This window comes from Microbacterium sp. 1.5R, assembly GCF_007667425.1.
Lineage (GTDB): Bacteria > Actinomycetota > Actinomycetes > Actinomycetales > Microbacteriaceae > Microbacterium.
Genome location: NZ_VDRC01000001.1, coordinates 1,186,744 through 1,213,433, shown reverse-complemented (window position 1 = coordinate 1,213,433; position 26,690 = coordinate 1,186,744). Strand labels below are relative to the sequence as shown.

Genomic DNA, 26,690 nt, shown 5'->3' with positions numbered 1-26,690 from the left:
GGTCAGCCCTTCTCCGCTGCGTACTTCTCCGTCCAGAAGGTGTCCCACGACTCCAGCAGCTCGCTGGTCGACATGTTGCCCAGGAGCACGTTCTGCACATCCTGGTCAGACTTCTGGATCCACTCGGTCCACCAGCTGACACCGCGCGGCTGGCGCACGTTGACGTAGGTCTCCGGGTCTTCGGTCATGGTCACGTAGCTGGTCCACGGGCCGGTCGAGTAGAACTCGTCGTCCGCGGCTTCGGCGATGATCGGCACGAGGCTGTTGGCCTGCGCGAACTCGGTGGCGGGCTCGGCCGACGAGAGGAACTCGACGAGCTTCACCGCGGCATCCTTGTTCTCACTCTTCTCTGCGACGCCCCAGCCGGCGACGGCCAGCGGCTGAGCTGCCTTGCCCGACGGGCCGACGAGCAGCGGAGCGGTGTCCCACTGGTCCTCGGTGAGCGAGGAGTCCTGCACGGTGGCGATGACCTCGGGGTCCTGCAGCAGGAACGCGGTCGTGCCGTTCGTGAAGCCGGCGACCATCTCGGGGTAGCCCCACGAGACGGCGGAGGGCGGCGAGGCCTCGGTGAAGAGGTCGAAGTAGTCGTCGACGGCCTCCTGCGCCTCGGGCGCGGCGAAGATGGTCGAGCCGTCATCCATGAGGAATGCGTCCTCGGTGTCGAGACCGTCGATCGTGTACGCCTCGATGGCGGCGACGACGTTGCTGTTCGCGTTCGCGCCACCGCGGAAGGCGTAGCCGTAGATGTTGTTGGACGGGTCCTGGATGGCGCTGGCCTGCTCGAGCAGATCCTTCCAGCTGTGCGGCGGACCGTCGAAGCCGGCCGCCTCGACGAGGTCGGTGCGATAGAACAGCGACAGCCCGTAGAAGCCGTAGGGGACGAAGTAGCTCTTGCCGTCGGCCGCGACCGACGCCGACTGCGCGTTCTCGGTCAGGGCGTCCCAGCCGTCCCAGCCTTCGAGGTCGGAGCCGAGGTCGTACAGCCAGCCGTTGTTCGCGAACGGGCCGACCGTGATGTCACGGACCTCGAGCACGTCGACGCCCTTGCCGGACTGCAGCATCTGCTGGATCTTCTGGTCGGCCTGCTCGGTGGGCGGCGAGACGAGCTTGACCTTGATGTCGGGGTTCTCCTGCTCGAACTCGTCGAGCAGGCCGCGGATCAGCTCGGTGCGGGCCGGGTTGGTCAGGCTCTCGACCATCTGCAGGGTGGTGGTGCCGTCGGACGACGCGCCTCCGCCGCCGGAGCAGCCGGTCAGCGCGAGGACGGCGACGGTGCCGAATCCCGCGGCGGTCGTCAAGATGCGGTTCTTCTTCACGAGGTGCCTCTCAATTTCTGGATGTGGTGGGTCGGGTAGGGAAGGGATGGGAAGGTCAGGAGACGACGACGCGGTCGGCGGTGCGGATGCCGGCGCGGCTGAGGATCTGCGGGATGCAGCGGTCGACGAAAGCCTCGAAGTCGGACCGCTCGGTGTAGAGGTGCGCCGACAGGCGGAAGTAGCCCACCCCGCGGAAGCTCGTGAACGCGGTCTCCACGCCGACCGCGTCGAGCAGGTCCATGCGGAGGGCATCGGCCTCTTCGCGCGAGGCGCCGAGTCCGAGCGGCAGACGCACGAGACGCATCGACGGCACGGGGGAGGGGAGCGGGGTGAGCGGGTCCTCATCACCGTAGGGGCGGAGCGCCTCGGCGATCATCTCGGCACCGGCATCCGCGATCTGCGCCATCGCGATGCGCGCGGCGGCCCACCCGAACTCGTCCTCGACGAAGTCGATCGCGGCGGGGGTGGCGAGGTAGGTGGTCGCGTCGATCGTGCCCTGGGTGTCGAAGCGCTCGGGATAGGCCTCGCGCGCGGCCCAGGAGTCGATGAGCGGCCACAGCTCGTCGCGGTCGGGTGCGGTGGTGACGAGCAGGGCGGACCCGCGCGGAGCGCAGGGCCACTTGTGCAGGTTGCCGAACCACCAGTCGCCGCCGGCGACGGCCGCGGCGTCGGCGATGAGGCCCGGGGCGTGCGCGCCGTCGACGAGCGTGCGGGCTCCTCGCTCGCCGGCCAGGTCGGCGATGCGGCGGGTGGGAAGGACACGCGCCGTCGGCGACGTGATCTGGTCGACCACGATCAGTCGGGTACGCGCCGTGAGCGCGGCGGCGAAGAGTTCGACGATCTCGTCGTCGGAGGCGAGGAGCGGCAGGGCGACCGTACGGACCGTCGCTCCGAAGCGGCGGGCCAGGCGCTCGGCCCCCATCGTGATGGCGCCGTAGCCCTGGTCGGTCACGAGGATCTCGTCGCCCGCCTCGAGCTGCAGTGCGTTGTACACGACGGTCGCCGCGGCCGAGGCGTTCGGGACGAACACGCTGTCGTCGGGGCGGGCGCCCACGAACGGCGCCGTGCGCTCACGCGCCTCGCGCACCCGCTCGGAGATACGGGGGAACCACTCGACAGGGCTGAGGTCGGCGCGACGCCGAAGGGAGTCCTGGTAGGCGACGACGGCGGAGGGCACTGCACCGAACGACCCGTGGTTGAGGTGGATCACCTCGGAGTCGAGGGGCCACGCCTCACGCGCACGGATGCCGGACTTCAGCGTGAGCGGTGCAGGGAACAGCAGATCGGGCATCGGTCCTCATCGGGGAGTGGGGGCGAGTTGTTGCACAACTTTGCCACAGTGCCTGCGAATGCGCTATGAAAACGCGAAGATGAAACATAGTTGTCATACGAGTTTTTGTGGACGGCACATTCCGACAGACTTCACGGAAGATGGGGCGGTGTCAGAGAGGATGACGATGAGCGCACTGGACACGGCGCTGCACGGCCTGCGAGCCCTGATCGCCGACGGCGCGCTGCGCCCCGGCGACCGCCTCCCCAGCGAAGGGGAGCTGTGCGAGCGGCTCGGCGTCTCGCGGGGTTCGCTGCGCGAGGCTATCCGGATGCTGGCCGCACTCGGTGTGCTCGAGACGCGACACGGCTCGGGCAGCTACGTGGGTGAACTGCGAGCCGCCGACCTCATCGGCAGCCTGTCGCTGACAGTCGGCCTGCTGCCCATGGCCGGGGTGCTCGAACTCACTGAGCTGCGGCGGGTGCTCGAACCGCACGCCGCGGCGCTCGCCGCCGCGCGCATCGATTCCGACACCGTGGCGGTGCTCGACGGCATCCTCGCCGAGATCGAGGCGAGCGACGACGTCGAGGAGCATTCGCGCCTCGACCACATCTTCCACATGACGATCTCGGAGGTCGCGGGCAACGATGCGCTGCGAAGTCTCATCGAGGTGCTGCGTTCCCGTTCGCGGGCCTACCGCATCCCGGATGCCGACGACGCGGCCGAACTCAAACGGAACTCGGATGCCGGTCACCGGGCCATCCTGCGCGGACTCGCCGCCGCCGACCCCGTCGCCGCGTCGACGGCCGCATCCTCGCACGTCGCGGCGACGGAGTACTGGGTGCGGTTGTACACGGAGGACGCGGCCGCGGCCGACTGACGCTTCTGCGGGGCCGGCCGTCGACCGCATTCGAATCGCGTGAATGACCGCCGGCGCGGCCGAAAAGTCACAATTTGCGCGACTCGAAAGTGGGCGGGGCCTATTCGAAGGTGATGTCGACCTGGATCTCGGTCGCGAGGCGTTCGAGGTCGGCGCGGAGGGCGTCGAAATCGACCGACGACGGGACGCGCGCAGCCACCGTCGCCTCGAACAGGCGGCCGCCGGCCATCGCGGCGTCACGGGTCTCGGTCGACAGCTCCTCGATGCTGAGCGCGTGGGCGTTGAGCACCGCGGAGACCTCGCGCACGATGCCGGGCCGGTCGTTGCCGAGAACGCTCAGCTCGAGCAGGCGTTCCGGTGCGGGCGCGTTCTCGGTGCCGGTGCGCACGGCGACCGTCAGCAGGCCGTCGAGCTCGCGAAGCGCTGCCTCGAGGTCGGCCGAGCGCTCGGGGGCGACCGAGACCTCGATCACGCCCGCGAACGTGCCTGACAACTCGGCGAGCTGACTGCTCTCCCAGTTGCCTCCGTGGGCATCGACGACATCGGCGACGGCGGCTACGAGGCCCGGACGGTCAGCACCCGCGACGGTGAGGATGAGTGTGGTCATGCGGCCAGCGTAGCCGTCAGGAGGTCCACTCGCCGGTGTCGAGGAAGCGGTCGAGGCGGGTGCGGTGGGGGCCGAGGTCCCAGCCCTGTGCCGCGACCCACTCGTCGGAGTAGTAGGTCCCTGCATAGCGGATGCCGCTGTCGCAGATGAGGGTCACGACGCTGCCGGTCTCGCCCGCCGCGCGCATACGGGCGATCAGCTGGAAGGCGCCGTAGAGGTTCGTGCCGGTCGAACCGCCGGCGAGATGGAGTGTGCGCTCGCGCAGCATCCGGATCGCGGCGATCGAGCCCGCGTCCGGCACCTGGATCATCTCGTCGATCACCGTCGGCACGAATGACGGCTCGACGCGTGGGCGGCCGATGCCCTCGATGCGGCTCGGGCGGCCGACCGGGGGATCGACGGTGCCCGCCCAGCCGTCGTAGAACGCGGAGCCCTCGGGATCGACGACCGCGATCTGCGTGTCGTGGCGGCGGTACCTCACGTAACGGCCGAAGGTCGCGCTCGTACCGCCGGTGCCCGCGCCGACGACGATCCATCGCGGGATGGGATGCCGTTCCTGCGACAGCTGACTGAACACGCTCTCGGCGATGTTGTTGTTGCCGCGCCAGTCGGTCGCACGCTCCGCGAACGTGAACTGGTCGAGATAGTGCCCGTGGCAGTCGCTCGCGAGGCGCCGGGCCTCCGGCGACATGTCCTCTGCCCTCTCGACGAAGTGACAGGTGCCGCCGTAGAACTCGATGAGGTCGATCTTCTCCTGGCTCGTCGAGCGGGGCACGACGGTGATGAACGGCAGCCCCAGCATCCGAGCGAAGTACGCCTCGGAGACCGCCGTCGAGCCGCTCGAGGATTCCACGAGCGTCGTGTCCTCGGTGATGTGCCCGTTCACCAGGCCGTAGAGCAGCAGCGAGCGTGCGAGGCGGTGCTTGAGGGAGCCGGTGGGATGCACCGACTCGTCCTTCAGGTACAGGTCGATGCCCCACTCGGCCGGCAGCGGGAAGAGGTGCAGATGCGTGTCGGCGCTGCGGTTCGCGTCGGCTTCCAGCAGGGCGATCGCGGTGCTGGTCCAGTCGCTCATCCTTCGAGCGTAACGCGAGGCCTACTCCTCGAAATAGCCGCCCTCGCCGGTATCGCCGTCGTAGCGGAAGACCTTGCCTTCTTCGAGCACGATCTCGATGTCGTTGCCGAGCGGCTGCTGAGCGAGCAGCTTCTCTTCGAGCATCGTCATCCGCTCCTCGTACTCGTCGGCGGTCTGGGCGTCGATCCCCCAGATGGTCGCGACCTTCATGTCGGTGAGGAAGTACAGGAACGCCGTCACGGCGGTGCGGTTGAACTCGGTGTCGGGAATCGACTCCCACAGGGCCCCGGAATCACGCAGCCGCTTGTACTCGTCGGCTTTCGCCTGGAGGACGTCGGCGATCTCGGCCCCGGCATCAGCATCGGGCTCGGAGTCCGGTTCGGACGGAGCCTCCGACGGGGCGGAGGACGGCAGAGGCGTAGGGGCCGAGATGCCGGTCGGCTCCGCGACGGGACTCGGCCGCACGTTGGCCAGGAATCCGATGGCGACGGCCACGCCGACGATGAGCAGAGCGACGAGGCCACCCACGATGCCGAGCACCAGACCGGTCGACCGGGCGCCCGACCGTGCAGGCGGCGGAGCGACGGAGGACATCGGGTATCCGCCGCTCGGCGGGGATCCCGCGTAGGGCGGCTGCGGTCCCGCATACGGCGGCTGCGGGGTCGCGTACGGCGGCTGTGGAGTGGCGTACGGCGGCGGCGGCGTCGCGGTGGGCGGCTCCTGAGGTGCCGCGTACTGCGGGGGCATGCCGTACTGCGGGGCGGGCGGCTGCGGAGGCAGCCCGTCCGGCGGCGGCGGCGTCGGCTGTCCGTTCAGCGACGGAGCGAGGGGAACGCTCGGCGTCCCGCTACCGCCCTGCGCGCCGGGAACCGGCGGAGGCGGCGGGATGACCTGCTCACCCTCGGCCGCTGCATCCTTCTCGTCCTGCGCCATCGTGGTCCCCCTGCTCTGCCGTCCCGGTCTGCGACCAGGCTATCCGCACGCCCCGACGGCGCCGTCGCGCCCGCGGTTCAGCTGACCGTGCCTGCGCGAGAAGCCGCGCCGTCGTCGTCGATGTGCAGAAGAGATGCCTGCGACTGCTCCTGCTGGAGTTGGAACTCGAACCGTGACCGGTCGCCGCGGTGATGCGCGACGAAGTACTCCATCGGGATGCCGTCGGCGCCGCGGCTCACGCTGCGCAGCCGCAGCAGGGCCGAACCCGCGCTCACGCCGAGGTGCTGCGCCTGCTCATGCGTCGCCACCGTCGCCTCCGCGGAGCGGACGCCGCTCGTCGCGATGATGCCGTTCTCGGAGAGCACTCGATAGAGCGACGCCTCGGACAGGTCGACGCCGAGCGTGACGGCGCCGACGGCCTCCGGCATCCAGGTCGTGGAGAGCGACCACGGCTCGCCGTCGACGTGGCGCAGGCGCTCGAGCACGACCACGGGCGTCCCAGGGGCGACCTCGAGAGCGATCGCGATCTCGTCGTCGGCCAACGCCTGCTCGTGACGCAGGACATCGCTGTGCACGTGTCCGCCACGGCGTTCCACATCGTCGTACAGGCCGACGAGGGTGTGCACGAGGCTCTCGCTCGTGCGCGGCCGCGACACGAAGGTGCCCTTGCCCTTGACGCGCTCGACGAGTCCCTCGTGCTCGAGCTGAGCGAGCGCCTGCCGCACGACGGTGCGCGAGATGCCGTAGCGCTCGCACAGCCGGTGCTCCCCGGGGAGGGGGTCGCCCGGCTGCAGACCGTCACGCTCGATGCCCTCGATGATCAGCTGCCGCAGCTGGTCGTACATCGGCGCCGCGGAATGCCGATCGATCGAGTCCTCCATGTCAGTACGCCACCCCCGCGTGCAGGATCACGTTGGCGTAGGGCGTGTACTCCCCGGAGCGCACGAAGGCGCGCGCGCTCTGCGACAGCGCCTTGAACTCCACATGGGGGATCAGCTCGATCTCGAAGTCCTGGTCGGCGAACCGCTCGCGCAGCGCGTCGAGCACCTCGGGGCTCTTCTCGGCGACCTCGGCCGACACCGTCGCGCCCTCCACCACCAGCTCGGCCAGCACCGTGTCGAGCACGTCGAAGAACGCCGGTGCGCCGGGACGGTAGGCGAGATCGATGCGCTCCGATCCGGGCGGGATCGGCAGACCGGCATCGGTCACGACGATCAGGTCGGTGTGCCCGGTCTCGCTGATGACGCGAGAGAGAGCGGGATTGATGGTCGTGGCGGTCTTGCGCATGATGCTCCTCGACTCGGGGCTCAACGGGGGAAGAGGGACCGGATGCCGCGTCAGGCGGCTTCGCGGGTGGACAGGAACGCGTCGACCTCTGCGCGCAGCGGCAGGCTCGGCGACGCGCCCTGCTTCGTGACGGCGAGGGCTCCGGCGGCGGTGGCCAGCCGAACGGCATCCGCCAGCGTGCTGCCGTTCGCGAGCGCGGCGCCGAGGTATCCCGCGTACGCGTCGCCCGCGGCGGTGGTGTCGACCGCCTCGACGGGGAATGGCGGGATCACGGTCGCCCCGTCGGCCGTGACGACGCACGAACCCTGGCCGGCGAGCGTGATGACGGCCGCGCCGACTCCCCGGTCGAGGAACCACCGGCCCGCCTCCTCGGCCGTGACGGCGTCGACGACCGCGACGCCGCTCAGCAGCGACGCCTCGGTCTCGTTGGGGGTGACGATGTCGATGGTGCCCCACACGTCGTCGGGCAGCGGCGCCGCGGGGGCGGGATCGAGGATGACGGTCATCCCGTGCTCTCGCCCTCGGGCGGTGATGTGCGCGGTGAGGGCCGACGGCGTCTCGAGCTGCGTCAGCAGCACCGACGTGGTCGGCGCCAGCGCGTCGAGGGCCTCGTCGATCTGCTCGGCGCTCAGCGCGGCGTTCGCGAGAGGAACCATGACGATGTCGTTCTGCGCCGACGCGTCGACGCGGATGTGGGCGATGCCCGTCGGCCCCGGGACGGTGCGGAGGTGCGCGAGGTCGACGCCGGCGTCGCTCAGCCCGTTCACGACGAGATCGTGGAAGAGGTCGTCTCCGACGCAGCCGACGAAGCTCGTGCGGGCTCCCGAGCGGCCGGCCGCCACGGCCTGGTTCGCCCCCTTGCCGCCGAGCATGAGTGTGAACTCGTCGCCGAGGATCGTCTCGCCCCGTGCGGGGAGCCGGGTGGAGAAGGTCGTGACGTCGGCGGTGACGCTGCCGACGATGACCACGCCGGACCGATCGGCCGTGGTGGCGGGTGTCATGGGGCTCCTGATCGTCATCGATCCGCGGTGCTTTGACATCCTCCGCGGCTGTCATTACATTAGCCGAATCCGAACCTGTAACGACAGGTTGTGCTCAAGGAGATCCATGGCCGTGTCCCCCCGCCTCTACGTCGACAGCGCCGATCTCGCCCGGGTGTCGGCGCTCCTCGCCACCGGCGTCGTGCACGGCGTGACCACGAACCCGACGATCCTCGAGCGAGGCGGCCGTACGGCGGCTGAGATCCCCGACCTCTACGCGCGCTGGACAGCGGAGGGCGCCCGCGAGGTGTTCTTCCAGACCTGGGGCGGCGACACCGCATCGTTCCTGCGCAACGCCGAGGGCATCCGCGCGCTCGGCGATCGCGTCGCCGTGAAGGTGCCTGCGACGCGCGACGGCTTCGCCGCGGCATCCGTCCTCGTCCGTGACGGCGCGACGGTCCTGGTCACTGCCGTGTACTCCGTCGCGCAGGCGCTCGCGTGCGCGAGCATCGGCGCGCACTACATCGCCCCGTACCTCGGACGGATGCGGGATGCCGGGATCGACGGCGATGCCGTGATCGCCGAGATGCAGCTGATGTGCGCAGGCAGCGGATCGAACGTGCTCGCCGCGAGCCTGCGGTCGCCGGACGACATCACGGGGCTGCGGCTCGCAGGTGTTCCCTACTTCACCGCGGCCCCCGATGTGCTCGACGCCGTGCTGTTCCACGGGGTGAGCGACAGCTCGGCGGCCGAGTTCGACGCCGCCATGGTGCGCCTCGGGGCCTGACGCGACCCGAACCGTTCAGGCGGACGCCGCCTGGCGCAGCCACCGCTCCACGCCCGCGATGTGGGCCGTCGCGAGCGACGTCGCGAGCGCGGGATCGTGCTGCGCGATGGCATCGGCGATGGCGTGATGCTCCGACAGGGTGCGCTCGGCCGCGCCGCCCTCGGTGAGTCCACGCCAGATGCGCGCCCTGACCGTCTGGCTGCTGAGGTGCTCGATGAGACTCGCCAGGTAGGCGTTGCCCGACATCGCCACGATCTCCCGATGGAAGCGGATGTCGTGCTCCACCAGCTCCTCGATGCTCACCGACGCGTCGATGGAGTCGACCTCCGCCGCGATGCGCGCGATCGCGTCGTCGGTGGCGAGAGAGGCAGCGAGCCCGGTGGCCTGCGACTCCAGCATCCGCCGCACCGCGAAGATCTCGAGCATCGAGTCGTCGTCGTGCATGTCGACGACGAACGAGATGGCCTCCAGCAGCAGATGCGGCTCGAGGCTCGTGACGTAGGTGCCGTCGCCGCGGCGCACGTCGAGCACGCGGATCACCTCGAGCGCCTTCACCGCCTCGCGCATCGAGTTGCGAGACAGGCCGAGGCGCTCCGACAGCTCCTTTTCGGGCGGGAGACGGTCGCCGGGAGCGAGTTCGCCCGACACGATCATCGCCTTGATCTTCTCGATCGCCTCGTCAGTCACCGCCATGGCGTCATCCTAGCGATTGATCCGATGTCTACGGCAGGATGGTCGCATGCGCGTACTCGATTCGCACCTGCACCTGTGGGATCCCGAGGTCCTGCATTACTCCTGGCTGGACGGAGCGCTCGCCTGGCGGTTCGGCGACACCGAGATCGACCACGCGCGCATCACCCGCGCCACGAACGAGAACGCCGTCTTCGTGCAGGCGGGCACCGACGACGACGACTTCCTCGCCGAGGTGCAGTGGGTGGCGGGGCTCGCGCAGACGGTCGGGGTCGCCGGCATCGTCGCCGGCGCCCGCCTCGACCGCGGAACCGACACCACCGCCCACCTCGAGGGCCTCGAGAGCGAGCCGCTCGTCGTCGGTGTGCGGCACATCCTGCAGGACGAGGCGGATGGACTCGCCGTCTCCGCCGCCTTCATCACCGGCGCCCGCGAGGTCGCGGCCCGGGGGTGGACCTTCGACGCGTGCATCCGTGAAGCGCAGCTGCCCGAGGTCTCGCGCCTCGCCGCCGCGGTGCCCGAGCTCCGGATCGCGCTCGACCATCTCGGCAAGCCCGCCGTCGGCACCGGGGGCGCACCCGTGGGGCCGAGTCCCGAGTGGGTGCGCGACCTCGACGACCTCGCGCGGCATCCGCAGGTGTCGTGCAAGCTCTCCGGACTGCCCGCCGAAGCCGGGGGCGACTGGACGGCGGAGCAATTCGTGCCGTTCCTCGACGCCGCAGCCGACGCCTTCGGCGTAGACCGGCTGATGTGGGGGAGCGACTGGCCCGTCTCGGTCATCGGCCCCGCGGAAGAGGGCGACCCGCACGCTCCGGCGGACGGGTCCGCGACCTACCAGCCGCACGCGCGCGACCGCTGGGCGGAGACGGTGGCCGACTGGGCGCAGGCGCGCGGCCACGACCTCGACGCGCTCTTCTGGCGCAACGCCGAGGAGTTCTACGGTCTCGGCGGGCGCAGGGCGCAGGATGCCGAGGAGCCGCCGCGCCGCGGCATCCTCGGTTGGCTCCGCGGGGACTGACGCGGGTCCGCGCCTCGAGTCGGCACCTGCTGCGCCCTTGGCGCCTGGTGCTCGTTTGAGTTGGCACCTGCTGTCGGAATTCGGCGTGGATTCCGGCAATAGGTGCCAACTGGATGGACGTGCGTGCGAACGGGGCCCGGCGGCGGTCAGCTGCCGACGGGGCGAAGGCGCAGTCGCGCCATGCCGCCGTCGACCTCGAGGAACGTGCCCGTCGTCGACCCCGCGTCGGGGGAGACGAGGTAGGCCACGGCCGCCGCGACCTCGCTGGGCGACACGAGCCTTCCGTGCGGCTGTCGAGCTGCCAGGGCGGCGCGCTCGGCCTCGGGGTCGGCCGCGGTGTCGAGCAGCCGACCGACCCATGGGGTGTCGGCGGTGCCAGGGTTCACCGCGTTGACGCGGATGCCCTCGCGCAGGTGGTCGGTCGCCATGGCGCGCGTGAGCGCCTCGACGGCGCCCTTCGACGCGCTGTACAGCGCCCGCTGCGGCAGACCGGTGGTCGAGGCGATCGACGCCGTGTTGCAGATCGACGCGCTCGGCGACTTCCGCAGCCACGGCAGCGCAGCCGCCGTCACCCGCGCGATGCCGGTGACGTTGATCGACAGCACCCGCGCCCACTCGTCGTCGTCGTTCGCGGTGACGTCGCCCTGCGCGCCGATGCCCGCGTTGTTGACGACGATGTCGATGCGGCCGAAGCGCTCGGCGACGGCCGCGACCGCGGCATCCACCGACGCCCGGTCGGAGACGTCGGCCGTGAACGCGGCGAACGCGGCATCCGCCCCCGAGGTGTCGCGGTCGAGAACGGCGATCTCCGCGCCGTCGGCGTGCAGACGTGCGGCGATCGCGGCGCCGAGGCCGGATGCCCCGCCCGTGACGATCGCGACGAGTCCGTCGAGTGCTCCGGTCACTTCTGTGCCTCCCATGCCACGAACTCCTGGCGCTGATGCCCGAGTCCTTCGATCTCGATGTCGACGACGTCGCCCGCCGTCAGGTAGGGGAATTTGCCCCCGAACGCGACGCCCTGCGGGGTGCCCGTGAGGATGAGGTCTCCCGGCTCCAGCGTGACGTACTGCGACAGGTGGTGGACGATCGTGCGGACGTCGAAGATCATGTCGTTCGTGTTCGAGTCCTGGCGGGGCTCGCCGCCTACCCAGCTGCGCAGTCGCAGCGAGCCGACCTCGACCTCGTCGGGCGTCACCAGCCACGGACCGGTCGGGTTGAAGCCCGCGGCGATCTTGCCCTTCGACCACTGGCCGCCGGAGACCTCCATCTGGAACGCCCGCTCCGAGACGTCGTTCGCGACCACGTACCCGGCGATGTGGGCGTCTGCCTCGTCGGGGGAGTCGAGATACGCCGCGCGGGCTCCGATCACGATGCCGAGCTCGACCTCCCAGTCGGTCTTCTCGCTGCCGCGGGGGATCGTGACGGAGTCGTTCGGTCCGACCACCGTGTTCGGGGTCTTCAGGAACATGATCGGCACGGTGGGCGGCTCGGCGCCCGACTCGCGGGCGTGGGCCGCATAGTTCTGGCCGATGCAGATGACGGCGCTCGGGCGTGCGATGGGCGCGCCGATGCGCAGCGACGCGGCATCCTCGAGCTCGGGCAGACCGCCGTCGGCGAGGGCGGCCTCGACCTGCGCGCGCACATCCCCGGCGAGGAACGCACCGTCCACATCGGATGTCACGGACCGCAGATCGAAGTAGCGGTCTCCGTCGACGAGGACCGGGATCTCGGCCCCGAGGGCCCCTAGGCGTGCGAACTTCATGTCTCTCCTGCTCGGTCGGATCGTCGTCGGTCCGGGCCGCGTCGTGGCGGCCCGCCTCGTTGACAGTATAGACATCGGATGTTTACACTCCAAGGGATCTGCACGGACGTCCCCTGCCGTGCCCGAGAGGAACCCGTGAGCCGCATCGTCGCCCTCGACACCACCGACATCCGCTTCCCCACCTCGCTCAGCCTGGACGGGTCGGATGCCATGAACCCCGACCCCGACTACTCGGCGGCGTACGTGATCGTCCGAACCGACGCCGCGGACGGCATCGACGGGCACGCCTTCGTCTTCACGATCGGCCGGGGCAACGACGTGCAGGTCGCCGCGATCGACGCCCTCGCCGGACACCTCGTCGGCCGCGAGATCGAACCGCTGCTCGACGACATGGGCGGAACGTTCCGCGACATCATCGGCGACTCGCAGCTGCGCTGGCTCGGTCCCGAGAAGGGCGTCATGCACATGGCCATCGGCGCGGTCATCAACGCGCTGTGGGACATCAAGGCCAAGCGGGCGGGGCTGCCGCTGTGGCAGCTGCTGGCACGGATGACCCCGGAGGAGCTCGTCGACCTCGTCGACTTCCGGTACCTGACCAACGCGCTCACGCCGGCCGAGGCGCTCGAGATCCTGCGCGCCGCCGAACCCGGCCGCGCCGAGCGCGAGCAGGAGCTGCTCGCCACCGGCTACCCCGGATACACCACCAGTCCCGGTTGGCTCGGCTACTCGGACGAGAAGCTCGAACGCCTCGCGCGCGAAGCGATGGCCGACGGCTTCACCCAGATCAAGCTCAAGGTCGGCGCCGACCTCGACGACGACATCCGCCGCTTCCGCAAAGCCCGCGAGGTGTGCGGCCCCGACTTCCCCATCGCGATCGACGCGAACCAGCGCTGGGAGGTGTCGGAGGCGATCGAGTGGGTGAACGCGCTCGCCGAGTTCCACCCCGCGTGGATCGAGGAGCCCACGAGCCCCGACGACGTGCTCGGCCACGCCGAGATCGCCCGCGGGGTCGCGCCGATCCGCGTCGCCACGGGCGAGCACGCCCAGAACCGCGTGATCTTCAAGCAGCTGCTCCAGGCCGACGCGATCTCCGTCATGCAGATCGACGCCGTGCGCGTCGCCGGCGTCAACGAGAACATCGCCAACCTGCTGCTCGCCGCGAAGTTCGGCGTGCCCGTGTGCCCGCATGCCGGAGGCGTGGGGCTGTGCGAAGCCGTGCAGCACCTGTCGATGTTCGACTTCGTCGCCGTCACCGGCACCCGCGAAGGCCGCATGATCGAGTTCGTCGACCACCTGCACGAGCACTTCGTCGTGCCCACCGACATCCAGGGCGGCTCGTACATGGCGCCGACCGCCGCGGGGGCGGGCATGGAGATGAAGGCAGGCAGCATCGAGGCCTACACGTGGACGGGCGAGCATGTCGCGGTCTGACCGGCTGACGATCCCCGCGCTCGGATACGGCGCCGCCAACGTCGGCAACCTGTTCCGCGAGCTCAACGATGACGAGGCTCTGGCCGTGCTCAACGCGGCCTGGGACAGCGGGGTCCGCTATTACGACACCGCCCCGCACTACGGGCTCGGCCTCTCTGAGCGGCGCCTCGGGGCCTTCCTGCAGACCAAGCCGCGCGACGAGTACGTGCTGTCGACCAAGGTCGGACGCCTGCTGCGGCCAAACCCCGACCACGAGGGCGGACTCGACACGGCGAACGACTTCCACGTTCCGGACGATCTGCAGCGCGTGTGGGACTTCTCGGCCGACGGCATCCGCACCAGCCTCGACGAGTCCCGAGAGCGGCTCGGCATCGAGCGCATCGACCTCGTGTACCTGCACGACCCGGAGCGGCACGACCTCGACCTCGCGATCGCGGAGGCACTGCCCGCGCTCGAGCGGCTGCGCGCCGACGGAGAGGTGACCGCGATCGGCATCGGATCGATGCAGTCGGATGCGCTCGCCGCAGCCGTCCGGGCCGCCGATCTCGACCTCGTCATGGTCGCCGGCCGCTACACGCTGCTCGAGCAGCCGGCCGCCGAAGAGGTGCTGCCGGCGTGCCGGGAGCGCGGGACGGGCATCGTCGCCGCATCGGTCTTCAACTCCGGACTGCTCGCGTCGAGCGAGCCGCGGCGCGACGGGCGATACGAGTACGGCCAACTGCCGGACGAGCTGTGGGAGCGGGTGGTCCGCATAGCCCGGATCTGCGCCGACCACCACGTGCCGCTGCCCGCTGCCGCGGTGCAGTTCCCGCTGCAGTCGGACGTCGTCACGTCGGTCGTCGTCGGCGGCAGCCGCCCGGAACAGCTGCGGCAGAACGCGCAGTTCGCCGCGGTCGACATCCCCGCGGCGCTGTGGGAGGAGCTCGCGTCGGAGGGATTGATCCCCTGAGCCCGACCTGGGCGGGGAGGATCAGGGCACGCTCAGCTCCCGACGGTCGAGGCGCGCACCACGAGCTCGGCCGCGAACGGCGTCGGCTCGGGCAGTTCGGCTGCGGGCTCCGCCAGCTGACGCAGCAGCGCCGCACCGGCGGCGCGGCCGATCTCATACGCCGGCTGCCGCACGCTCGTGAGCGGCACCACGGTCTGGTGGGCCTGGGCCACGTCGTCGAATCCCACGAGGGCGATGTCGTCGGGAACCCGGATGCCGTGGCGCAGCAACTCCGTCATGACCCCGATCGCGACCATGTCGTTGGCGGCGAACACGGCATCGGGGCGCTCGGCCTCGGGCAGGGCGGCGATGCGCGCCCCGACGTCGAGCCCGTCTTCGGTGGCGAGGTGCACGACGTCGATCACATCGACCGAGGCGTCGGTCCCGTCGACGGCATCCCGCAGACCCTGCAGGCGGTCGTTCGACTGGCTGACGGTCGGCGCCCCCACGAAGACCAGTCCACGGCGCCCGATGCTCAGCAGGTGTTCGCCGGCGAGGCGGCCGCCGCCCCGGTCGTCGAACAGCACCGAACCCACGGTGGGCGACTCCCGGATGGGTCCGATGACGACGGACCGGATGCCGCGCTCCGCGAGCTGTTCGAGGCGGGGCACCACGTCGCCGAGCGGGTAGATCACGATGCCCTGCACGCGGTGCGCCTCGAACATCTCGATGTTGCGTCGCTCGAGCTCGCCGTCACGGTTGCTGTTGCTGAAGAACAGCGACCAGCCGCCTTCTCGCGCGACGTCCTCGACGCCGCGTGAGAGTTCCTGGAAGTACGGGATCCATGCATCGAGCAGGATCAGCGCCAGCGTGCGGCTCGCCCCCGCCCGCAGCTGACGGGCCGACTCGTTCGGCACGTAGCCGAGCTGCTCGATCGCGGCGCGGACCCGCTCGGAGCTGCGCGCGCCGAGGACGTGCGGGTGGTTCAGGTAGTTGGAGACCGTCGACGAGGACACGCCGGCGAGTGCGGCGACGTCTTTGACGCTGGCTGGCATGTGCTCCTCCTCGAACGGGCCGACGCCCGGCATCCGAGGGCGGCGCGCCTCAGCCTAGTGGCGAAGTTGGCACGTGCCAAGAAAGTTCTTGACACGCTCCGCCGCCGAACGTAGCGTTGGCCTCCGGATCGAATTGGCACGTGCCAAATCGATCGAGGCGACGGTGCCGCACACCCGCCTCGAGGGGTCGCATGAACATCGGATGCCACGGGCTGGTCTGGACCGGACGCTTCGACGCCGAGGGCATCCGCCTATCGGTCGAGAAGACGAAGGCGGCGGGTTTCGACCTCATCGAGTTCCCCCTCATGGACCCCTACGCCTTCGATGTCGACGCCGCGAAGAGCGCCCTCGCCGAGCACGAGCTCGCGGTCAGCGCGTCGCTGGGTCTCTCCGAGGCGACCGACATCACCAGCTCGGACCCCGCGGTCGTGCAGGCCGGCGAAGATCTGCTGCTCCGCGCGGTGGATGTCGTCACCGAGCTCGGCGGCGAGAACTTCTGCGGCGTCATCTACAGCGCCATGAAGAAGTACATGGAGCCCGTCACGGCCGAGGGGCTCGAGAGCAGCAGGAGAACGATCGCTCGGGTCGCCGACCACGCGGCCGAGCGCGGCATCGCGGTGTCGCTCGAAGTCGTCAACCGCTACGAGACGAACGTGCTGAACACCGCGCGGCAGGCGCTGGCCTACCTCGCGGAGGTCGATCGGCCGAACCTCGGCATCCACCTCGACACGTACCACATGAACATCGAGGAGTCCGACATGTTCGCCCCGGTGCTGGATGCCGCTCCGGCGCTGCGGTACGTGCACATCGGCGAGAGCCACCGCGGATATCTCGGCACGGGCACCGTCGACTTCGACACCTTCTTCAAGGCGCTCGGACGCATCGACTTCGACGGGCCGATCGTGTTCGAGTCGTTCTCGTCGGCGGTCGTCGCTCCCGACCTCAGCCGGATGCTGGGGATCTGGCGGAACCTCTGGACCGACAACGACGAGCTCGGGGCGCACGCCAACGCGTTCATCCGCGACAAGCTCGTGGCTGTCGACTCGATCCGGCTGCACTGAGCCGGTCGCCGTTTCCGACTTGTTATTACAGGCTGTTCCGTTTCGGGTGCGGAGTAGATACATTTAGGTACATCTTGCGGTGGAGACACCTCAGGACGCAGAATTGATCCGATGTTTCCGGACCCGACCGGAACACATCGGATATACGACCTTCAAGGAAGCAGGTGAGTACATGGGTGAGCCCATCCTCAGAGTCGAGGGGATCAGCAAGGGATTCCCCGGCGTGCAGGCGCTCAAGGATGTACACCTCGAGGTGCGCGCGGGCGAGGTGCTGGTCCTCGTCGGCGAGAACGGCGCGGGCAAGTCGACGCTCATGAAGATCCTCTCCGGGATCTACACCAAGGACGAGGGCACGATCTCGTTCGAGGGGCGAGAGGTCGAGCTGACCAGCCCGCTCCAGGCGCAGCAGCTCGGCGTCACGATCATCCACCAGGAGCTCAACCTGATGCCCGACCTCACGGTCGCGCAGAACATCTTCGTCGGCAGGGAGCCGAAGATCGGCCCGTTCCTGTCGGAGCGCCGACTCAACTCGCAGACTGCCGAGCTGCTGAATCGCCTCGACATCCGCCTCGACCCTCGGCAGAAGGTCGGCGAACTCACCGTGGCGGAGCAGCAGATGGTCGAGATCGCGAAGGCGCTGTCGTTCAACGCCAAGGTGCTCATCATGGACGAGCCCACCTCGGCGCTCACCGACTCCGAGGTCGAGACCCTGTTCGTGCTCATCGAGCAGCTCAAGGCGTCCGGCACCGGCATCGTGTACATCTCGCACCGCATGGACGAGCTACGCCGTCTCGCCGATCGCGTGACGGTGCTCCGCGACGGCGCATACATCGGATCACTGGAGAAATCCGAGGTGAGCATCCCGCGGATCATCGAGATGATGGTCGGCCGTGCGATCGACGAGGGGACGCGTCCCCAGGCGCGGGAGCACAGCAGTGACCCGATCGTGCTCGACGTGCAGGGACTCTCGACCAAGAGCCTGCTCAAGGACGTCTCGTTCCAACTGCACCGCGGCGAGATCCTCGGCTTCGCCGGGCTCATGGGAGCCGGACGCACCGAGACCGCTCGGGCGGTCATCGGAGCCGACCACCGCGACGGCGGAACCATCACGATCGCCGGGCGCACCGCGCGGATCTCCCAGCCGTCGGATGCCGTGCGGCACGGCGTCGGCTACCTCTCGGAGGACCGCAAGCTGCTCGGCCTCATGCTCGAACAGGACGTGACGTTCAACACGGTGCTGGCCTCGCTCGGTTCGTACGCCAGCGCCATCGGCTGGATGGGCGACGGCAAGGCGAAGAACCGCACCAAGGAGTACGTGCAGCAGCTGCGCGTCAAGACGCCGTCGGTGAACCAGGTCGTGAAGCTGCTCTCCGGAGGCAACCAGCAGAAGGTCGTCATCGCCCGGTGGTTGATGCGCGACTGCGACATCCTCATCTTCGACGAGCCGACCCGAGGGATCGACGTCGGCGCGAAGGAAGAGATCTACCGCCTGATGCAGCAGCTCGCTGACCAGGGCAAGTCCATCATCGTCATCTCGTCCGAGCTGCCGGAGATCCTCCGTGTCGCGAACCGCATCGCGGTCTTCGCGAACGGTCGCATCACCGGCACCCTCCGCAACGAGGACGCCAGCCAGGAGAAGATCATGCAACTCGCAGCCCACGGAGAGGAAGACTGATGAGCGCTCCGCAGAACGGATCGTCCACGACGACGATCATCCAGACGGCCCTCGATGAGAACACCGACAAGCGCGACGTCGTCGGGTTCCTCAAGCGCCAGGTCCAGCAGTCGCTCGCGTTCGGCACACTGATCGTGCTCGTGATCTTCTTCTCGATCGCCAGCCCCAACTTCTTCACGTTCAGCAACATCGCGACCGTGCTGCTCTCGACGGCCGTCATCGGCATCCTCGCCCTCGGCACCACCTTCGTGATCATCACCGGGGGCATCGACCTGTCGATCGGAACCGGCATGGCGCTGTGCGCCGTGATGACCGGTGTGATCGTCACGAACCTCGGGCTGCCCGTGTGGATCGGCGTCATCGGCGGCGTGCTCACCGGTGTGCTGATGGGCCTCGTGAACGGCATCAACATCACGTTCCTGCGGCTCCCGCCGTTCATCGCCACCCTCGCGATGATGATGATCGCCGGCGGCCTCGCCCTCGTGATCTCCAACGTCGCGCCGATCTACTTCTCGAGCTCGGCTCCCGACTTCAAGAAGATCGCACTCGGCGTCATCATCCCCGGCATCCCGAACGCCGTGCTCATCACCGCCGTGCTGGCCGTCGTCGCCTGGCTCGTGCTGTCGAAGACGCTGCTCGGCCGGTACACCTTCGCGATCGGCTCGAACGAGGAGGCCACGCGCCTCTCGGGCGTCAACACCCGCCGCTGGACGATCTTCATCTACATGTTCGCCGGCGCCTTCACCGGTGTCGCCGGCATCGTGATCGCCGCTCGCCTCGACTCGGCGCAGCCGCAGATCGGCACCGGGTACGAGCTGCAGGCCATCGCGGCCGTGATCATCGGCGGCACCTCGCTGCTCGGTGGCCGAGGCTCGATCCTCGGCACCGTGATCGGCGCGCTCATCATGAGCGTGCTCGTCAACGGCCTGCGCATCCTCTCGATCCAGACCGAGTGGCAGAACATCGTGGTCGGCATCGTCGTGCTGCTCGCCGTGTTCCTCGACTCGCTGCGCAACCGGCAGCACACCTGACCCACCCTCACAGCACCACCCTCACCGAGAATCACCCACCACACAGAACAATGGAGTTTTCATGAAATTCGGCAAGAAGACCGCATTCGCGGCACTCGTGGCCGCATCCGCCCTCGTGTTCGCCGGCTGTGCCGGCGGTGGCGGTGACGTCATCGAAGAAGGCGGCAGCGGCAGCGGCGGAGGCAGCGGCGACGGCGAGATGTACATCGCTATGGTCTCGAAGGGCTTCCAGCACCAGTTCTGGCAGGCGGTCAAGAAGGGCGCCGAGCAGAAGGCCGAGGAGCTCGGTGTGCGCATCACGTTCGAAGGCCCCGCGGCCGAGACCGAGATCGCGCAGCAGCTCGAGATGCTGACCGCCGCGATCGACAAGAACCCGAACGCCATCGCGTACGCCGCCCTCGACCCCGAGGCGTGCGTCGCCCCGCTCGAGCAGGCCAAGGCGAAGGACATCCCCGTCGTGTACTTCGACGCCCCGTGCGACGGCGACGTGGGTCTCAGCCTCTCGGCCACCGACAGCAAGGTCGCCGGCGCACTCGCCGCCGAGCACATGGCTGACCTGATCGGCGGATCGGGCGAGGTCGCGATCGTCGGCCACTCGCAGATCAACTCGACTGGTGTCGAGCGTCGCGACGGCTTCGTCGAGAAGATCGAGTCGGACTACCCCGACATCGACATCGTCGACATCCAGTACGGCGACGGCGACCACCTGAAGTCGGCCGACATCGCGAAGACGCTGATCGCGGCTCACCCCGACCTCAAGGGCATCTACGGCACCAACGAGGGCTCGGCCATCGGCGTCGTGAACGCCGTGAACGAGCTCGGCCTCGAGAAGGGCAAGATCACGATCGTCGGCTTCGACTCCGGCGCGGCGCAGATCAACGCCATCAAGGACGGCACCATGGCCGGCGCGATCACGCAGGACCCGATCGGCATCGGCGAGCAGGTCGTGCAGGCGGCGTACGACGCCGCCAACGGCGAGTCGGTCGACGAGTTCTACGACACGGGTTCGTACTGGTACGACAAGTCGAACCTCGAAGACGAGAAGATCGCCTCGGTCCTGTACGAGTGATCCTCTGAACGAGGAAGGGCCCCTCACCTTCGGGTGAGGGGCCCTTCTGCGTGCGGCGCTGTCGAGAGGGGAGGGGTTGCCGTCAGATGCGGCGCAGGAACGTGAGCTGCGACGACGGTTCGACGATGAGCTGCTGCAGCGCCTCGTTGAACGGGCCGCCGGCCGGCGAGGAGAGGTGGGCCTGGAATGCGGCCTCGTCGCGGTACACCTCGTACACGAAGAAGCGGTCGGGGTCGTCAACGAGGCGGGTGGCGTCGAAGACGACGTTGCCCTCCTCGGCGCGCACGCCCTCGGCGAAGTCGGAGAGCAGCTCGGCGACGCGATCGCCCTCGCCTGGGCGCGCGGTGAAGGTCGCGTGCAGGATGGTCGGTTCGGTCATGAGGGCTCCTTCGATTCTGATGCGGGGGCGGTGTTCTGTCGGGCGTGGCGCGTTTCGTCTCGCTTCGCTCGCTCAACGACCGGCGGGGGACGAGAGGGTCAGCAGGCGGGCGGGGTTGGCGCGCAGCATCCGATCGACGGCGTCGGCGCCGACCGCCGCGCGCAGTCGTGGGACGTACCGCTCCCCGAGATAGGCGAGGCCCGGCATGCCGCCGTACGACACGTATCGGGTCGAGCGGGCGACGTCGCCGCCGAGCACCACGCGGTCCACGGCGCCGGCCGCGATGACGGCCTCGGTGAGGGCGAGCAGCTCGGCATCAGACCGCGTGCGGGGTCGCGCGAATCCGTCGTACCCGAGGTAGGCGCCGCGCTCGGCGAGCGAGGCGTGCAACCCGGGGTCGGGGTCGCGGTCGGCGTGCGCGAGCACGACCCGGTGGGCCGAGACCCCCTCTCCCGCAAGCAGATCGAGAACCTCGTGCGCCGCGGTGCAGAACTCCAGATGCACCATGATCGCCGCGTCCGTCGCACGCTGCGCGGCGGCGAGGGCGCGCAGCGTCGTGCGTTCGAACGCGCTGATGCGCCAGTAGTCGATCCCGCCCTTCAGTAGACCGGCGCGCACGCGCGAGCCGTCCGGGCCGCTCGCGCGGTCTCCGTCGGGGTCGGCGTCGGCCCGCGGCATCCCCTCGTCGATCTCGCGGGCGAACCGCGCGGCGAGCGTCTCGGCATCCATCGCTCTCGTCGGGTGGTCGGCGACGTAGTGCGCCTCGCGGTGGCGTCCGGTCGTCGCGACGATGCGCAGCCCGGTCGACGCGCTGATGCGGGCGAGCGCCTCGGGGTCGCGACCGAGTCCGAACGGCGTCGCGTCGACCATCGCCGCGAACCCGCTGTCGCGCAGCAGCGCCGCCTCGGCACCGGAGCGCTCCTCGTCGTCGAGCTCGTCGCCCGGCAGCAGCGGCGAGACCTGGAACAGGTGCTCGTGATAGTTCGTCGGTCCGAGCTCCGCCGGATCCACGTCGCCGAGGACCGTGCGGATCATCGCCTGGCCGACTCCGCCGCCTCGGCGAGGCGCTCGACGATCTCTGGCGTGAGGTCGATCTCGAACACGTCAGCGACCACCTGCGACCAGCCGTGGATGAAGTAGCGCCAGCCGTCGACCACGTGCAGCCCCCGCGCGGCGTCCTGGGCGCGGGCCTGGTGCAGGAACTCCAGCGATCCGCGGTAGTTGAACTCCCACACCCAGGCGTCCTCGGGGAACACCGCGTCGTCGGGCAGCGGAGAGCCGGGGCGGTCCTTGCCGAGTCCCGTCGCGTTCACGACGAGCGACCCGGCCGGGGCTGCGGCCACGAGGGCCGCGGCCTGCTCGACGGCGTCGGTGCGCACGTACTCGATGAAACCGTCGCGGGTGCCGTGCTGGCGGTGCACGTCGCGCAGGTGCGCGAGCTTCTCGTCATCGCGGGCCGTCACGGTCACCTTCGAGGGGGCGTCGGCCCGTTCGGCGAGCGCCCAGCTGAGGGCGGTGCCCGACCCGCCGGCGCCGAGGATGACGACCTCGGCCCCGGTGCGGGCGAAGTGGTCGGACGGCAGGAAGTCGTTCAGTGCCAGGTCGACCGTGATCGGGTCCTTCGCGCGCCCGATCAGCCGGTCGCCGCGCTTCGAGATGCTCGAGATCTCGGCGCACGACACCGCGAACGGGTCGAGCTCGTCGAAGAGATCGGATGCCGCGGCGAAGACGTTCATCTTGTGGGTCGTCACGAGAGCGCCGCGGTGGTGGGGGTCGTCGCGGATCTGCTCGACCATCGCCCGGTACTGCGCCGGTCCGGCGTCCATCGGCAGGTCGTGACCGACGAGCTCGGTGGTCGGCAGGCCCAGCACCTCGGCCCACCGCGGGAACACCTGCATGATCGACGACGAACCGGTGCTCACCCCGACGAAGCCCATGTAGCCGCCGGTCGCCGTGGCGTTCTCGGTGATGGTCATGATGGGCCCTTCAGGGTCGGGAGGAGACGAGGTGGGCGGGCGTCGAGCCCGCGAGGACGGCGAGGACGTCGTCGAGCGACATCGAGCCCATGTTGTCGACGGCCTGTGTGGTCTGCGCGCCGAGATGAGGGGTGACGGTGACGCGTTCGGCGAGGTCGGCCTCGAGCAGCGGGCTGCCGCTCGCGGCGGTGTCGCCGGCGAGGGTGTCGGCGGCGTAGGCGCCGAGGCGCCCGTCGCGGAGCGCCGTGGCGACGGCATCCTCATCGATGAGGTCGGGCCGCGCGGTGTTCACGAGCACGGTGCCCGGGCGGATGCCGTCGAGCCGCGCCGCATCGACGAGCGTCTGGCCGCCCGGGGCGTGCAGCGTGACCACATCGGCCGTGCGGAAGAGGTCGTCGAGCGAGATGGGCACCGTGCCGAGCGCGACGACCCGCTCCGGCGCGAGGAACGGGTCCGCGGCGAGCACCGCGCAGCCGAAGCCGCTCAGTCGACGGGCGACTCCCTGGCCGATCCGACCGAAGCCGACGATCCCGACCGTCGCCGCGCCGAGCTCGCGACCGCGGCGAACGCTCCAGTCGCCGGCGCGTACCCGTCGATCTCCGTCCGAGATGCACCGCAGCGCCGCGAGCATGAGCCCGACGGCGTGGTCGGCGACGGCATCGGCGTTCGCGCCGGGGGTGTTGGTCACCGGGATCCCGCGGCGCTCGGCCGCTGCGACGTCGACCGCCTCGGTGCCCACGCCGTACCGGGCGATGACCTTGAGGTTCGGTGCTGCGGCGAGGTGGTCGTCGGTGACGGGTCCGGTGCCGGCGATCCAGCCGTCGGCGGCCGCCAGCAGCGGGCCGAGCTCCGTGAGCCCGTGATGGGCGGGTCCGCGGACGATCTCGTGCCCGGCATCCCGCGCGCGGGCGACGAGGTCGAGGTCGCCATCCGAGAACGACCTGCTCGTGGCGAGGATCACGCCCATCAGTCGCTCGCAGCCTGCGGGGCGGCGGCGAACCAGGGCGCGAGAGCATCCGAGGCGGCGGTGAACCGGGGGTGCCGCTGCGCGTAGACGGCGTGCCGCCCGGCATCCGGAGTGAACTCCGCCGTCACCTCGCTCAGGGCGCGAGCGGCCGAGAAGTCGGCGAGACCGAGGCCGACCGCGCCGGTCACGGCGGCGCCGAGGCTGTTGGCCTCCTCGACGATCGTGCGGCGCCGGACGGGCACCCCCCAGACGTCGGCGAGGATGCCGAGCCACACATCGCTCTGCGCGCCGCCGCCGACCGCGTCGATGCGCTCGATCGCCGCGCCGGATTCGCGGAACGCGTGGATGCAGGTGAGGAGGTTGAAGGCGACGCCCTCGAGCACGGCGCGCGTGAGGTGCGCCCTCGTGTGGTGGCGGCCGATTCCGACGAACGCGCCGCGCGCTGCCGGGTCCCACAGCGGCGACCGCTCGCCGAGCAGGTAGGGGAGGAAGTAGAGATCCTCGGTGTCGAGGTCGCCTCCGGCGTCGGCGGTGAGGCGGGCGGTCTCGGGGCGCGCGGGATCGGGGGAGAGCGCCTCGGCGATCCACTGCACCGAGGCCCCTCCGGCCTGCATCGTGGCGGTCGGCACGAACGACCCCGGCACGACGTTGTCGAAGGTCATGGTGCGCATCTGCGGATCGTGCAGCGGGGCGAGGCTCGCGAACGAGATCCACGACGAGGTGCCGAGGCACACATACGCCCCGTCCTCGGGGGCGACGACGCCGGAGCCGACCGCGGCGAGCGGGCCGTCTCCGCCGCCCATCACGACGCGGACCGCGCGGGGGAGTCCGAGGGCGTCTGCGGCATCCGCCGTGAGCGTGCCCGCGACCGTGGTCGACTCGAGGATCTCGGGGAAGAGAGCCGGATCGAGGCCTGCGGCGGCCAGCACGTCGGCGGACCACGTGCCGGCGGCCTGATCGTAGGCGTTCGTGCCGGAGGCGTCGGAGCGCTCGGTCGCGAGGCGGCCCGTGAGGCGATAGACGATGTAGTCCTTCGCGACGCAGAAGTGTCGTGCGCGCGCGAAGACCTCGGGCTCGTTGTCGCGCACCCACATGATCTTCTCGAGCGAGTACGTCGGGTTCAGACGGTGGCCGAGCACGCGATAGGCGTGTTCGGCGCCGAGGCGCTCTTCGAGGCTGCGGGTCTGCGCGCCCGAACGGGTGTCGGCCCAGATGATGGCCGGACGCACGGGGGCGCCGTGGGCGTCGAGCAGCACGGTGCCCATCATCTGCCCGCTCACCACGAGGCCGACGACGGTGTCGGGGGAGACATCGGCCTTCGCGAGCAACTGGCGCGTGGCGTCGACGACCGCGCCCCACCAGTCCGCCGGATCCTGCTCGGCGATGCCGCCCGCCGCGAAGTGCGCGGGATAGGCGACGGTGACGGCGGTGACGAGGCGGCCGTCGTCGTGATGCAGCGACGCCTTGTCGCCCGTCGTGCCCAGGTCGTGAGCGATGATCATGCCCGGAGCCTATTCGGCCGACGCCGGGGTGGGCGCGGGGGTGTCGGTGTCTGCGGGCGCGGGCGTGGGGGCGGCTTCGGGGCTGTACGGGCGCAGGTCGACGCCGTCGGCCGCGCGGTAGGCGCGCGAGCCCATGCCGTTCTCGAGCACCCATCCGTAATCGTGTCCGGCGCCGCCGGGGTAGACGGCGAGGAAGGCGTAGGGCTCGTCGCCGGTGTTCACGGAACGGTGCGCCCACCCCGGCGGGATGTAGCCGATCGTGCCGGGGAGCATGTCGAGCCACTCGGTGCGCTCGCCGTCGAACATGAGCAGTCCGCCGCGGCCGGTCAGGGCGAGGTAGATCTCGCCCTGGTGGTTCGGATGCTGGTGCCCCTTCGTCATCCAGAGCTCTCCGGAGGTGTCACCCGGCATGATCGTCGTGATCGACTGCGGCAGCTCGCGGTCGACCTCGGGAACGGGAGAGCTGGTGACGGTGTAGACGACGGGGTTCTCGCCCGCGGCGGCGCTCTTCCAGGCCTCCGCGTCGCGGAAGAGCCCTTCGAGGTCGGACATCCGACGTGTGAGCGTCGGTCCCTCCGGAGAGAGCGTGAGCTTCTCAGCATCGAAGGCGATCGCCATCGGCGAGATCGGAGGGGTGTGGAACTCGGGCATCGGTGCTCCTCGTTGCGGATGCTGCAGCGCATCGCAGCCTGTAATGACAGGATGAGTGTACCTGTAATGACAAGTAGTGTCTATCGCTCATATGCGCGGAAGCGCGAGCGCAGGCGTGGGCGTCGGGCGTTGGCGTGGGCGCTGGGTCGGCGTTCGGGTGTGCGCGCGAGCGTTCGGCTCGGCGTTCGCGTCGTGGTTCCGGTCGCAGTCCGCGCCGTCTGCTCGGCGGTGCTCGGGATTCCGGTCGCAATTGGTGCCGTCCGTGCGGCGATCCGGCGGCATGAAGTGCGACCGGAGGTGTGGGAGGCAGGGCCCGGGGCGACGGCGGGGACGGTGAAGGCGGACACCAGGACCGGGTGC

The 26,690-nt window shown here is 69.9% G+C and carries 27 protein-coding genes; 9 read left to right on the top strand and 18 right to left on the bottom strand.

What is annotated here, in order from left to right; translation table 11 throughout:
* Nucleotides 1–2 precede the first annotated feature (2 nt).
* Together FSY98_RS05950 and FSY98_RS05945 are read right to left on the bottom strand one after the other, a co-directional pair.
* On the bottom strand, nucleotides 3–1,316 hold the full coding sequence (locus FSY98_RS05950) for a sugar ABC transporter substrate-binding protein (protein ID WP_144874849.1): 1,314 nt from the start codon (nucleotides 1,314–1,316) through the stop codon (nucleotides 3–5).
* Nucleotides 1,317–1,371: 55 nt separating this feature from the next.
* Nucleotides 1,372–2,607 carry an aminotransferase class V-fold PLP-dependent enzyme gene (locus tag FSY98_RS05945; RefSeq protein WP_144874848.1) on the bottom strand — a complete coding sequence of 412 codons (1,236 nt, stop codon included), beginning with the start codon at nucleotides 2,605–2,607 and terminating at the stop codon, nucleotides 1,372–1,374.
* Between the two features lie 166 nt (nucleotides 2,608–2,773).
* On the opposite strand from FSY98_RS05945, the gene FSY98_RS05940 reads away from it, so the two are divergent.
* The gene (locus FSY98_RS05940; RefSeq protein WP_144874846.1) at nucleotides 2,774–3,466 is read left to right on the top strand and encodes a FadR/GntR family transcriptional regulator; all 693 of its coding nucleotides are present in this window, start codon (nucleotides 2,774–2,776) and stop codon (nucleotides 3,464–3,466) included.
* A gap of 100 nt (nucleotides 3,467–3,566) precedes the next feature.
* Here the strand turns inward: FSY98_RS05940 and FSY98_RS05935 are convergent, their stop codons facing one another.
* The 6 genes from FSY98_RS05935 to FSY98_RS05910 form a co-directional block, all read right to left on the bottom strand.
* Nucleotides 3,567–4,073 carry a glycine cleavage system protein R gene (locus tag FSY98_RS05935; protein WP_144874844.1) on the bottom strand — a complete coding sequence of 169 codons (507 nt, stop codon included), beginning with the start codon at nucleotides 4,071–4,073 and terminating at the stop codon, nucleotides 3,567–3,569.
* Nucleotides 4,074–4,089: 16 nt separating this feature from the next.
* Entirely contained in the window at nucleotides 4,090–5,148 is a 1,059-nt protein-coding gene (locus tag FSY98_RS05930) for a PLP-dependent cysteine synthase family protein (protein ID WP_144874842.1), read from the bottom strand.
* 21 nt (nucleotides 5,149–5,169) lie between these two features.
* Nucleotides 5,170–6,081, bottom strand: a complete 912-nt coding sequence (locus FSY98_RS05925) for a hypothetical protein (protein WP_144874840.1) — start codon at nucleotides 6,079–6,081, stop codon at nucleotides 5,170–5,172.
* A gap of 77 nt (nucleotides 6,082–6,158) precedes the next feature.
* Nucleotides 6,159–6,962: a GntR family transcriptional regulator gene (locus FSY98_RS05920; RefSeq protein ID WP_144874838.1), complete on the bottom strand. Its 804-nt coding sequence runs from the start codon at nucleotides 6,960–6,962 to the stop codon at nucleotides 6,159–6,161.
* A gap of 1 nt (nucleotide 6,963) precedes the next feature.
* Complete coding sequence (rbsD, locus tag FSY98_RS05915) at nucleotides 6,964–7,368, bottom strand: D-ribose pyranase (RefSeq protein ID WP_144874836.1); 405 nt, start codon at nucleotides 7,366–7,368, stop codon at nucleotides 6,964–6,966.
* A 50-nt stretch (nucleotides 7,369–7,418) separates the two neighbouring features.
* Nucleotides 7,419–8,369, bottom strand: coding sequence for a ribokinase (locus tag FSY98_RS05910; protein ID WP_144874834.1), 951 nt, complete (start codon nucleotides 8,367–8,369; stop codon nucleotides 7,419–7,421).
* 106 nt (nucleotides 8,370–8,475) lie between these two features.
* Here FSY98_RS05910 and FSY98_RS05905 point away from each other — a divergent pair, with 106 nt between their 5' ends.
* Nucleotides 8,476–9,135 (top strand): transaldolase family protein, encoded by a 660-nt coding sequence (locus tag FSY98_RS05905; RefSeq protein WP_186307556.1) that lies wholly within the window; start codon nucleotides 8,476–8,478, stop codon nucleotides 9,133–9,135.
* Between the two features lie 15 nt (nucleotides 9,136–9,150).
* Here the strand turns inward: FSY98_RS05905 and FSY98_RS05900 are convergent, their stop codons facing one another.
* Nucleotides 9,151–9,828, bottom strand: coding sequence for a FadR/GntR family transcriptional regulator (locus tag FSY98_RS05900; protein ID WP_144874830.1), 678 nt, complete (start codon nucleotides 9,826–9,828; stop codon nucleotides 9,151–9,153).
* A 46-nt stretch (nucleotides 9,829–9,874) separates the two neighbouring features.
* Between FSY98_RS05900 and FSY98_RS05895 the strand changes: the two genes are divergently transcribed.
* Nucleotides 9,875–10,843: an amidohydrolase gene (locus FSY98_RS05895; protein WP_144874828.1), complete on the top strand. Its 969-nt coding sequence runs from the start codon at nucleotides 9,875–9,877 to the stop codon at nucleotides 10,841–10,843.
* 146 nt (nucleotides 10,844–10,989) lie between these two features.
* On the opposite strand, the gene FSY98_RS05890 is transcribed toward FSY98_RS05895, so the two are convergent.
* Nucleotides 10,990–11,763, bottom strand: a complete 774-nt coding sequence (locus FSY98_RS05890) for an SDR family NAD(P)-dependent oxidoreductase (RefSeq protein WP_144874827.1) — start codon at nucleotides 11,761–11,763, stop codon at nucleotides 10,990–10,992.
* On the bottom strand, nucleotides 11,745–12,605 hold the full coding sequence (locus FSY98_RS05885; RefSeq protein ID WP_144874824.1) for a fumarylacetoacetate hydrolase family protein: 861 nt from the start codon (nucleotides 12,603–12,605) through the stop codon (nucleotides 11,745–11,747). The genes FSY98_RS05890 and FSY98_RS05885 overlap by 19 nt, the downstream gene beginning before the upstream one ends.
* 135 nt (nucleotides 12,606–12,740) lie before the next feature.
* Here FSY98_RS05885 and FSY98_RS05880 point away from each other — a divergent pair, with 135 nt between their 5' ends.
* Nucleotides 12,741–14,036, top strand: coding sequence for an L-fuconate dehydratase (locus tag FSY98_RS05880; RefSeq protein ID WP_144874822.1), 1,296 nt, complete (start codon nucleotides 12,741–12,743; stop codon nucleotides 14,034–14,036).
* Nucleotides 14,023–14,985, top strand: coding sequence for an aldo/keto reductase (locus tag FSY98_RS05875; protein ID WP_144874820.1), 963 nt, complete (start codon nucleotides 14,023–14,025; stop codon nucleotides 14,983–14,985). The genes FSY98_RS05880 and FSY98_RS05875 overlap by 14 nt, the downstream gene beginning before the upstream one ends.
* Nucleotides 14,986–15,017: 32 nt before the next feature.
* On the opposite strand, the gene FSY98_RS05870 is transcribed toward FSY98_RS05875, so the two are convergent.
* Nucleotides 15,018–16,019, bottom strand: coding sequence for a LacI family DNA-binding transcriptional regulator (locus FSY98_RS05870; RefSeq protein ID WP_144874818.1), 1,002 nt, complete (start codon nucleotides 16,017–16,019; stop codon nucleotides 15,018–15,020).
* Nucleotides 16,020–16,210: 191 nt separating this feature from the next.
* Between FSY98_RS05870 and FSY98_RS05865 the strand changes: the two genes are divergently transcribed.
* The 4 genes from FSY98_RS05865 to FSY98_RS05850 all read left to right on the top strand — a co-directional run bounded on the left by FSY98_RS05865 (nucleotide 16,211) and on the right by FSY98_RS05850 (nucleotide 20,855).
* Nucleotides 16,211–17,080: a sugar phosphate isomerase/epimerase gene (locus tag FSY98_RS05865; protein ID WP_144874816.1), complete on the top strand. Its 870-nt coding sequence runs from the start codon at nucleotides 16,211–16,213 to the stop codon at nucleotides 17,078–17,080.
* A gap of 172 nt (nucleotides 17,081–17,252) precedes the next feature.
* Nucleotides 17,253–18,755, top strand: a complete 1,503-nt coding sequence (locus FSY98_RS05860; protein WP_144874814.1) for a sugar ABC transporter ATP-binding protein — start codon at nucleotides 17,253–17,255, stop codon at nucleotides 18,753–18,755.
* Nucleotides 18,755–19,786: an ABC transporter permease gene (locus FSY98_RS05855; protein ID WP_186307555.1), complete on the top strand. Its 1,032-nt coding sequence runs from the start codon at nucleotides 18,755–18,757 to the stop codon at nucleotides 19,784–19,786. The genes FSY98_RS05860 and FSY98_RS05855 overlap by 1 nt, the downstream gene beginning before the upstream one ends.
* A gap of 61 nt (nucleotides 19,787–19,847) precedes the next feature.
* The gene (locus FSY98_RS05850; protein WP_144874812.1) at nucleotides 19,848–20,855 is read left to right on the top strand and encodes an ABC transporter substrate-binding protein; all 1,008 of its coding nucleotides are present in this window, start codon (nucleotides 19,848–19,850) and stop codon (nucleotides 20,853–20,855) included.
* Nucleotides 20,856–20,937: 82 nt separating this feature from the next.
* Here FSY98_RS05850 and FSY98_RS05845 read toward each other — a convergent pair whose 3' ends face one another.
* The 6 genes from FSY98_RS05845 to FSY98_RS05820 all read right to left on the bottom strand — a co-directional run bounded on the left by FSY98_RS05845 (nucleotide 20,938) and on the right by FSY98_RS05820 (nucleotide 26,330).
* A complete protein-coding gene (locus tag FSY98_RS05845) occupies nucleotides 20,938–21,234 on the bottom strand; it encodes a putative quinol monooxygenase (RefSeq protein WP_144874810.1) in 297 nt (98 codons plus the stop codon).
* 72 nt (nucleotides 21,235–21,306) lie between these two features.
* Nucleotides 21,307–22,269, bottom strand: coding sequence for a phosphotriesterase (locus tag FSY98_RS05840; protein ID WP_144874808.1), 963 nt, complete (start codon nucleotides 22,267–22,269; stop codon nucleotides 21,307–21,309).
* A complete protein-coding gene (locus FSY98_RS05835) occupies nucleotides 22,266–23,210 on the bottom strand; it encodes a shikimate dehydrogenase (protein WP_144874806.1) in 945 nt (314 codons plus the stop codon). Before FSY98_RS05835 ends, FSY98_RS05840 begins: the two co-directional genes overlap by 4 nt.
* 10 nt (nucleotides 23,211–23,220) lie before the next feature.
* Entirely contained in the window at nucleotides 23,221–24,177 is a 957-nt protein-coding gene (locus tag FSY98_RS05830) for a phosphoglycerate dehydrogenase (RefSeq protein ID WP_144874804.1), read from the bottom strand.
* On the bottom strand, nucleotides 24,177–25,679 hold the full coding sequence (xylB, locus tag FSY98_RS05825) for a xylulokinase (RefSeq protein WP_144874802.1): 1,503 nt from the start codon (nucleotides 25,677–25,679) through the stop codon (nucleotides 24,177–24,179). Before xylB ends, FSY98_RS05830 begins: the two co-directional genes overlap by 1 nt.
* A gap of 9 nt (nucleotides 25,680–25,688) precedes the next feature.
* Nucleotides 25,689–26,330: a glucose-6-phosphate isomerase family protein gene (locus tag FSY98_RS05820; RefSeq protein ID WP_144874800.1), complete on the bottom strand. Its 642-nt coding sequence runs from the start codon at nucleotides 26,328–26,330 to the stop codon at nucleotides 25,689–25,691.
* Between the last annotated feature and the right edge of the window lie 360 nt (nucleotides 26,331–26,690).

Bases quoted from the DNA above. Each gene is read 5' to 3' on its own strand.
- FSY98_RS05930 (WP_144874842.1), bottom strand. From the start codon at position 5,148: ATGAGCGACTGGACCAGCACCGCGATCGCCCTGCTGGAAGCCGACGCG.
- FSY98_RS05840 (WP_144874808.1), bottom strand. From the start codon at position 22,269: ATGATCCGCACGGTCCTCGGCGACGTGGATCCGGCGGAGCTCGGACCG.
- FSY98_RS05875 (WP_144874820.1), top strand. From the start codon at position 14,023: ATGTCGCGGTCTGACCGGCTGACGATCCCCGCGCTCGGATACGGCGCC.
- FSY98_RS05945 (WP_144874848.1), bottom strand. From the start codon at position 2,607: ATGCCCGATCTGCTGTTCCCTGCACCGCTCACGCTGAAGTCCGGCATC.
- FSY98_RS05845 (WP_144874810.1), bottom strand. From the start codon at position 21,234: ATGACCGAACCGACCATCCTGCACGCGACCTTCACCGCGCGCCCAGGC.
- FSY98_RS05855 (WP_186307555.1), top strand. From the start codon at position 18,755: ATGAGCGCTCCGCAGAACGGATCGTCCACGACGACGATCATCCAGACG.
- FSY98_RS05940 (WP_144874846.1), top strand. From the start codon at position 2,774: ATGAGCGCACTGGACACGGCGCTGCACGGCCTGCGAGCCCTGATCGCC.
- FSY98_RS05925 (WP_144874840.1), bottom strand. From the start codon at position 6,081: ATGGCGCAGGACGAGAAGGATGCAGCGGCCGAGGGTGAGCAGGTCATC.
- FSY98_RS05870 (WP_144874818.1), bottom strand. From the start codon at position 16,019: ATGCCAGCCAGCGTCAAAGACGTCGCCGCACTCGCCGGCGTGTCCTCG.
- FSY98_RS05850 (WP_144874812.1), top strand. From the start codon at position 19,848: ATGAAATTCGGCAAGAAGACCGCATTCGCGGCACTCGTGGCCGCATCC.
- FSY98_RS05890 (WP_144874827.1), bottom strand. From the start codon at position 11,763: ATGGGAGGCACAGAAGTGACCGGAGCACTCGACGGACTCGTCGCGATC.
- FSY98_RS05900 (WP_144874830.1), bottom strand. From the start codon at position 9,828: ATGGCGGTGACTGACGAGGCGATCGAGAAGATCAAGGCGATGATCGTG.
- FSY98_RS05905 (WP_186307556.1), top strand. From the start codon at position 8,476: ATGGCCGTGTCCCCCCGCCTCTACGTCGACAGCGCCGATCTCGCCCGG.
- FSY98_RS05865 (WP_144874816.1), top strand. From the start codon at position 16,211: ATGAACATCGGATGCCACGGGCTGGTCTGGACCGGACGCTTCGACGCC.
- FSY98_RS05920 (WP_144874838.1), bottom strand. From the start codon at position 6,962: ATGGAGGACTCGATCGATCGGCATTCCGCGGCGCCGATGTACGACCAG.
- FSY98_RS05830 (WP_144874804.1), bottom strand. From the start codon at position 24,177: ATGGGCGTGATCCTCGCCACGAGCAGGTCGTTCTCGGATGGCGACCTC.
- FSY98_RS05885 (WP_144874824.1), bottom strand. From the start codon at position 12,605: ATGAAGTTCGCACGCCTAGGGGCCCTCGGGGCCGAGATCCCGGTCCTC.
- FSY98_RS05895 (WP_144874828.1), top strand. From the start codon at position 9,875: ATGCGCGTACTCGATTCGCACCTGCACCTGTGGGATCCCGAGGTCCTG.
- FSY98_RS05860 (WP_144874814.1), top strand. From the start codon at position 17,253: ATGGGTGAGCCCATCCTCAGAGTCGAGGGGATCAGCAAGGGATTCCCC.
- FSY98_RS05910 (WP_144874834.1), bottom strand. From the start codon at position 8,369: ATGACACCCGCCACCACGGCCGATCGGTCCGGCGTGGTCATCGTCGGC.
- rbsD (WP_144874836.1), bottom strand. From the start codon at position 7,368: ATGCGCAAGACCGCCACGACCATCAATCCCGCTCTCTCTCGCGTCATC.
- FSY98_RS05935 (WP_144874844.1), bottom strand. From the start codon at position 4,073: ATGACCACACTCATCCTCACCGTCGCGGGTGCTGACCGTCCGGGCCTC.
- FSY98_RS05835 (WP_144874806.1), bottom strand. From the start codon at position 23,210: ATGACCATCACCGAGAACGCCACGGCGACCGGCGGCTACATGGGCTTC.
- FSY98_RS05820 (WP_144874800.1), bottom strand. From the start codon at position 26,330: ATGCCCGAGTTCCACACCCCTCCGATCTCGCCGATGGCGATCGCCTTC.
- xylB (WP_144874802.1), bottom strand. From the start codon at position 25,679: ATGATCATCGCTCACGACCTGGGCACGACGGGCGACAAGGCGTCGCTG.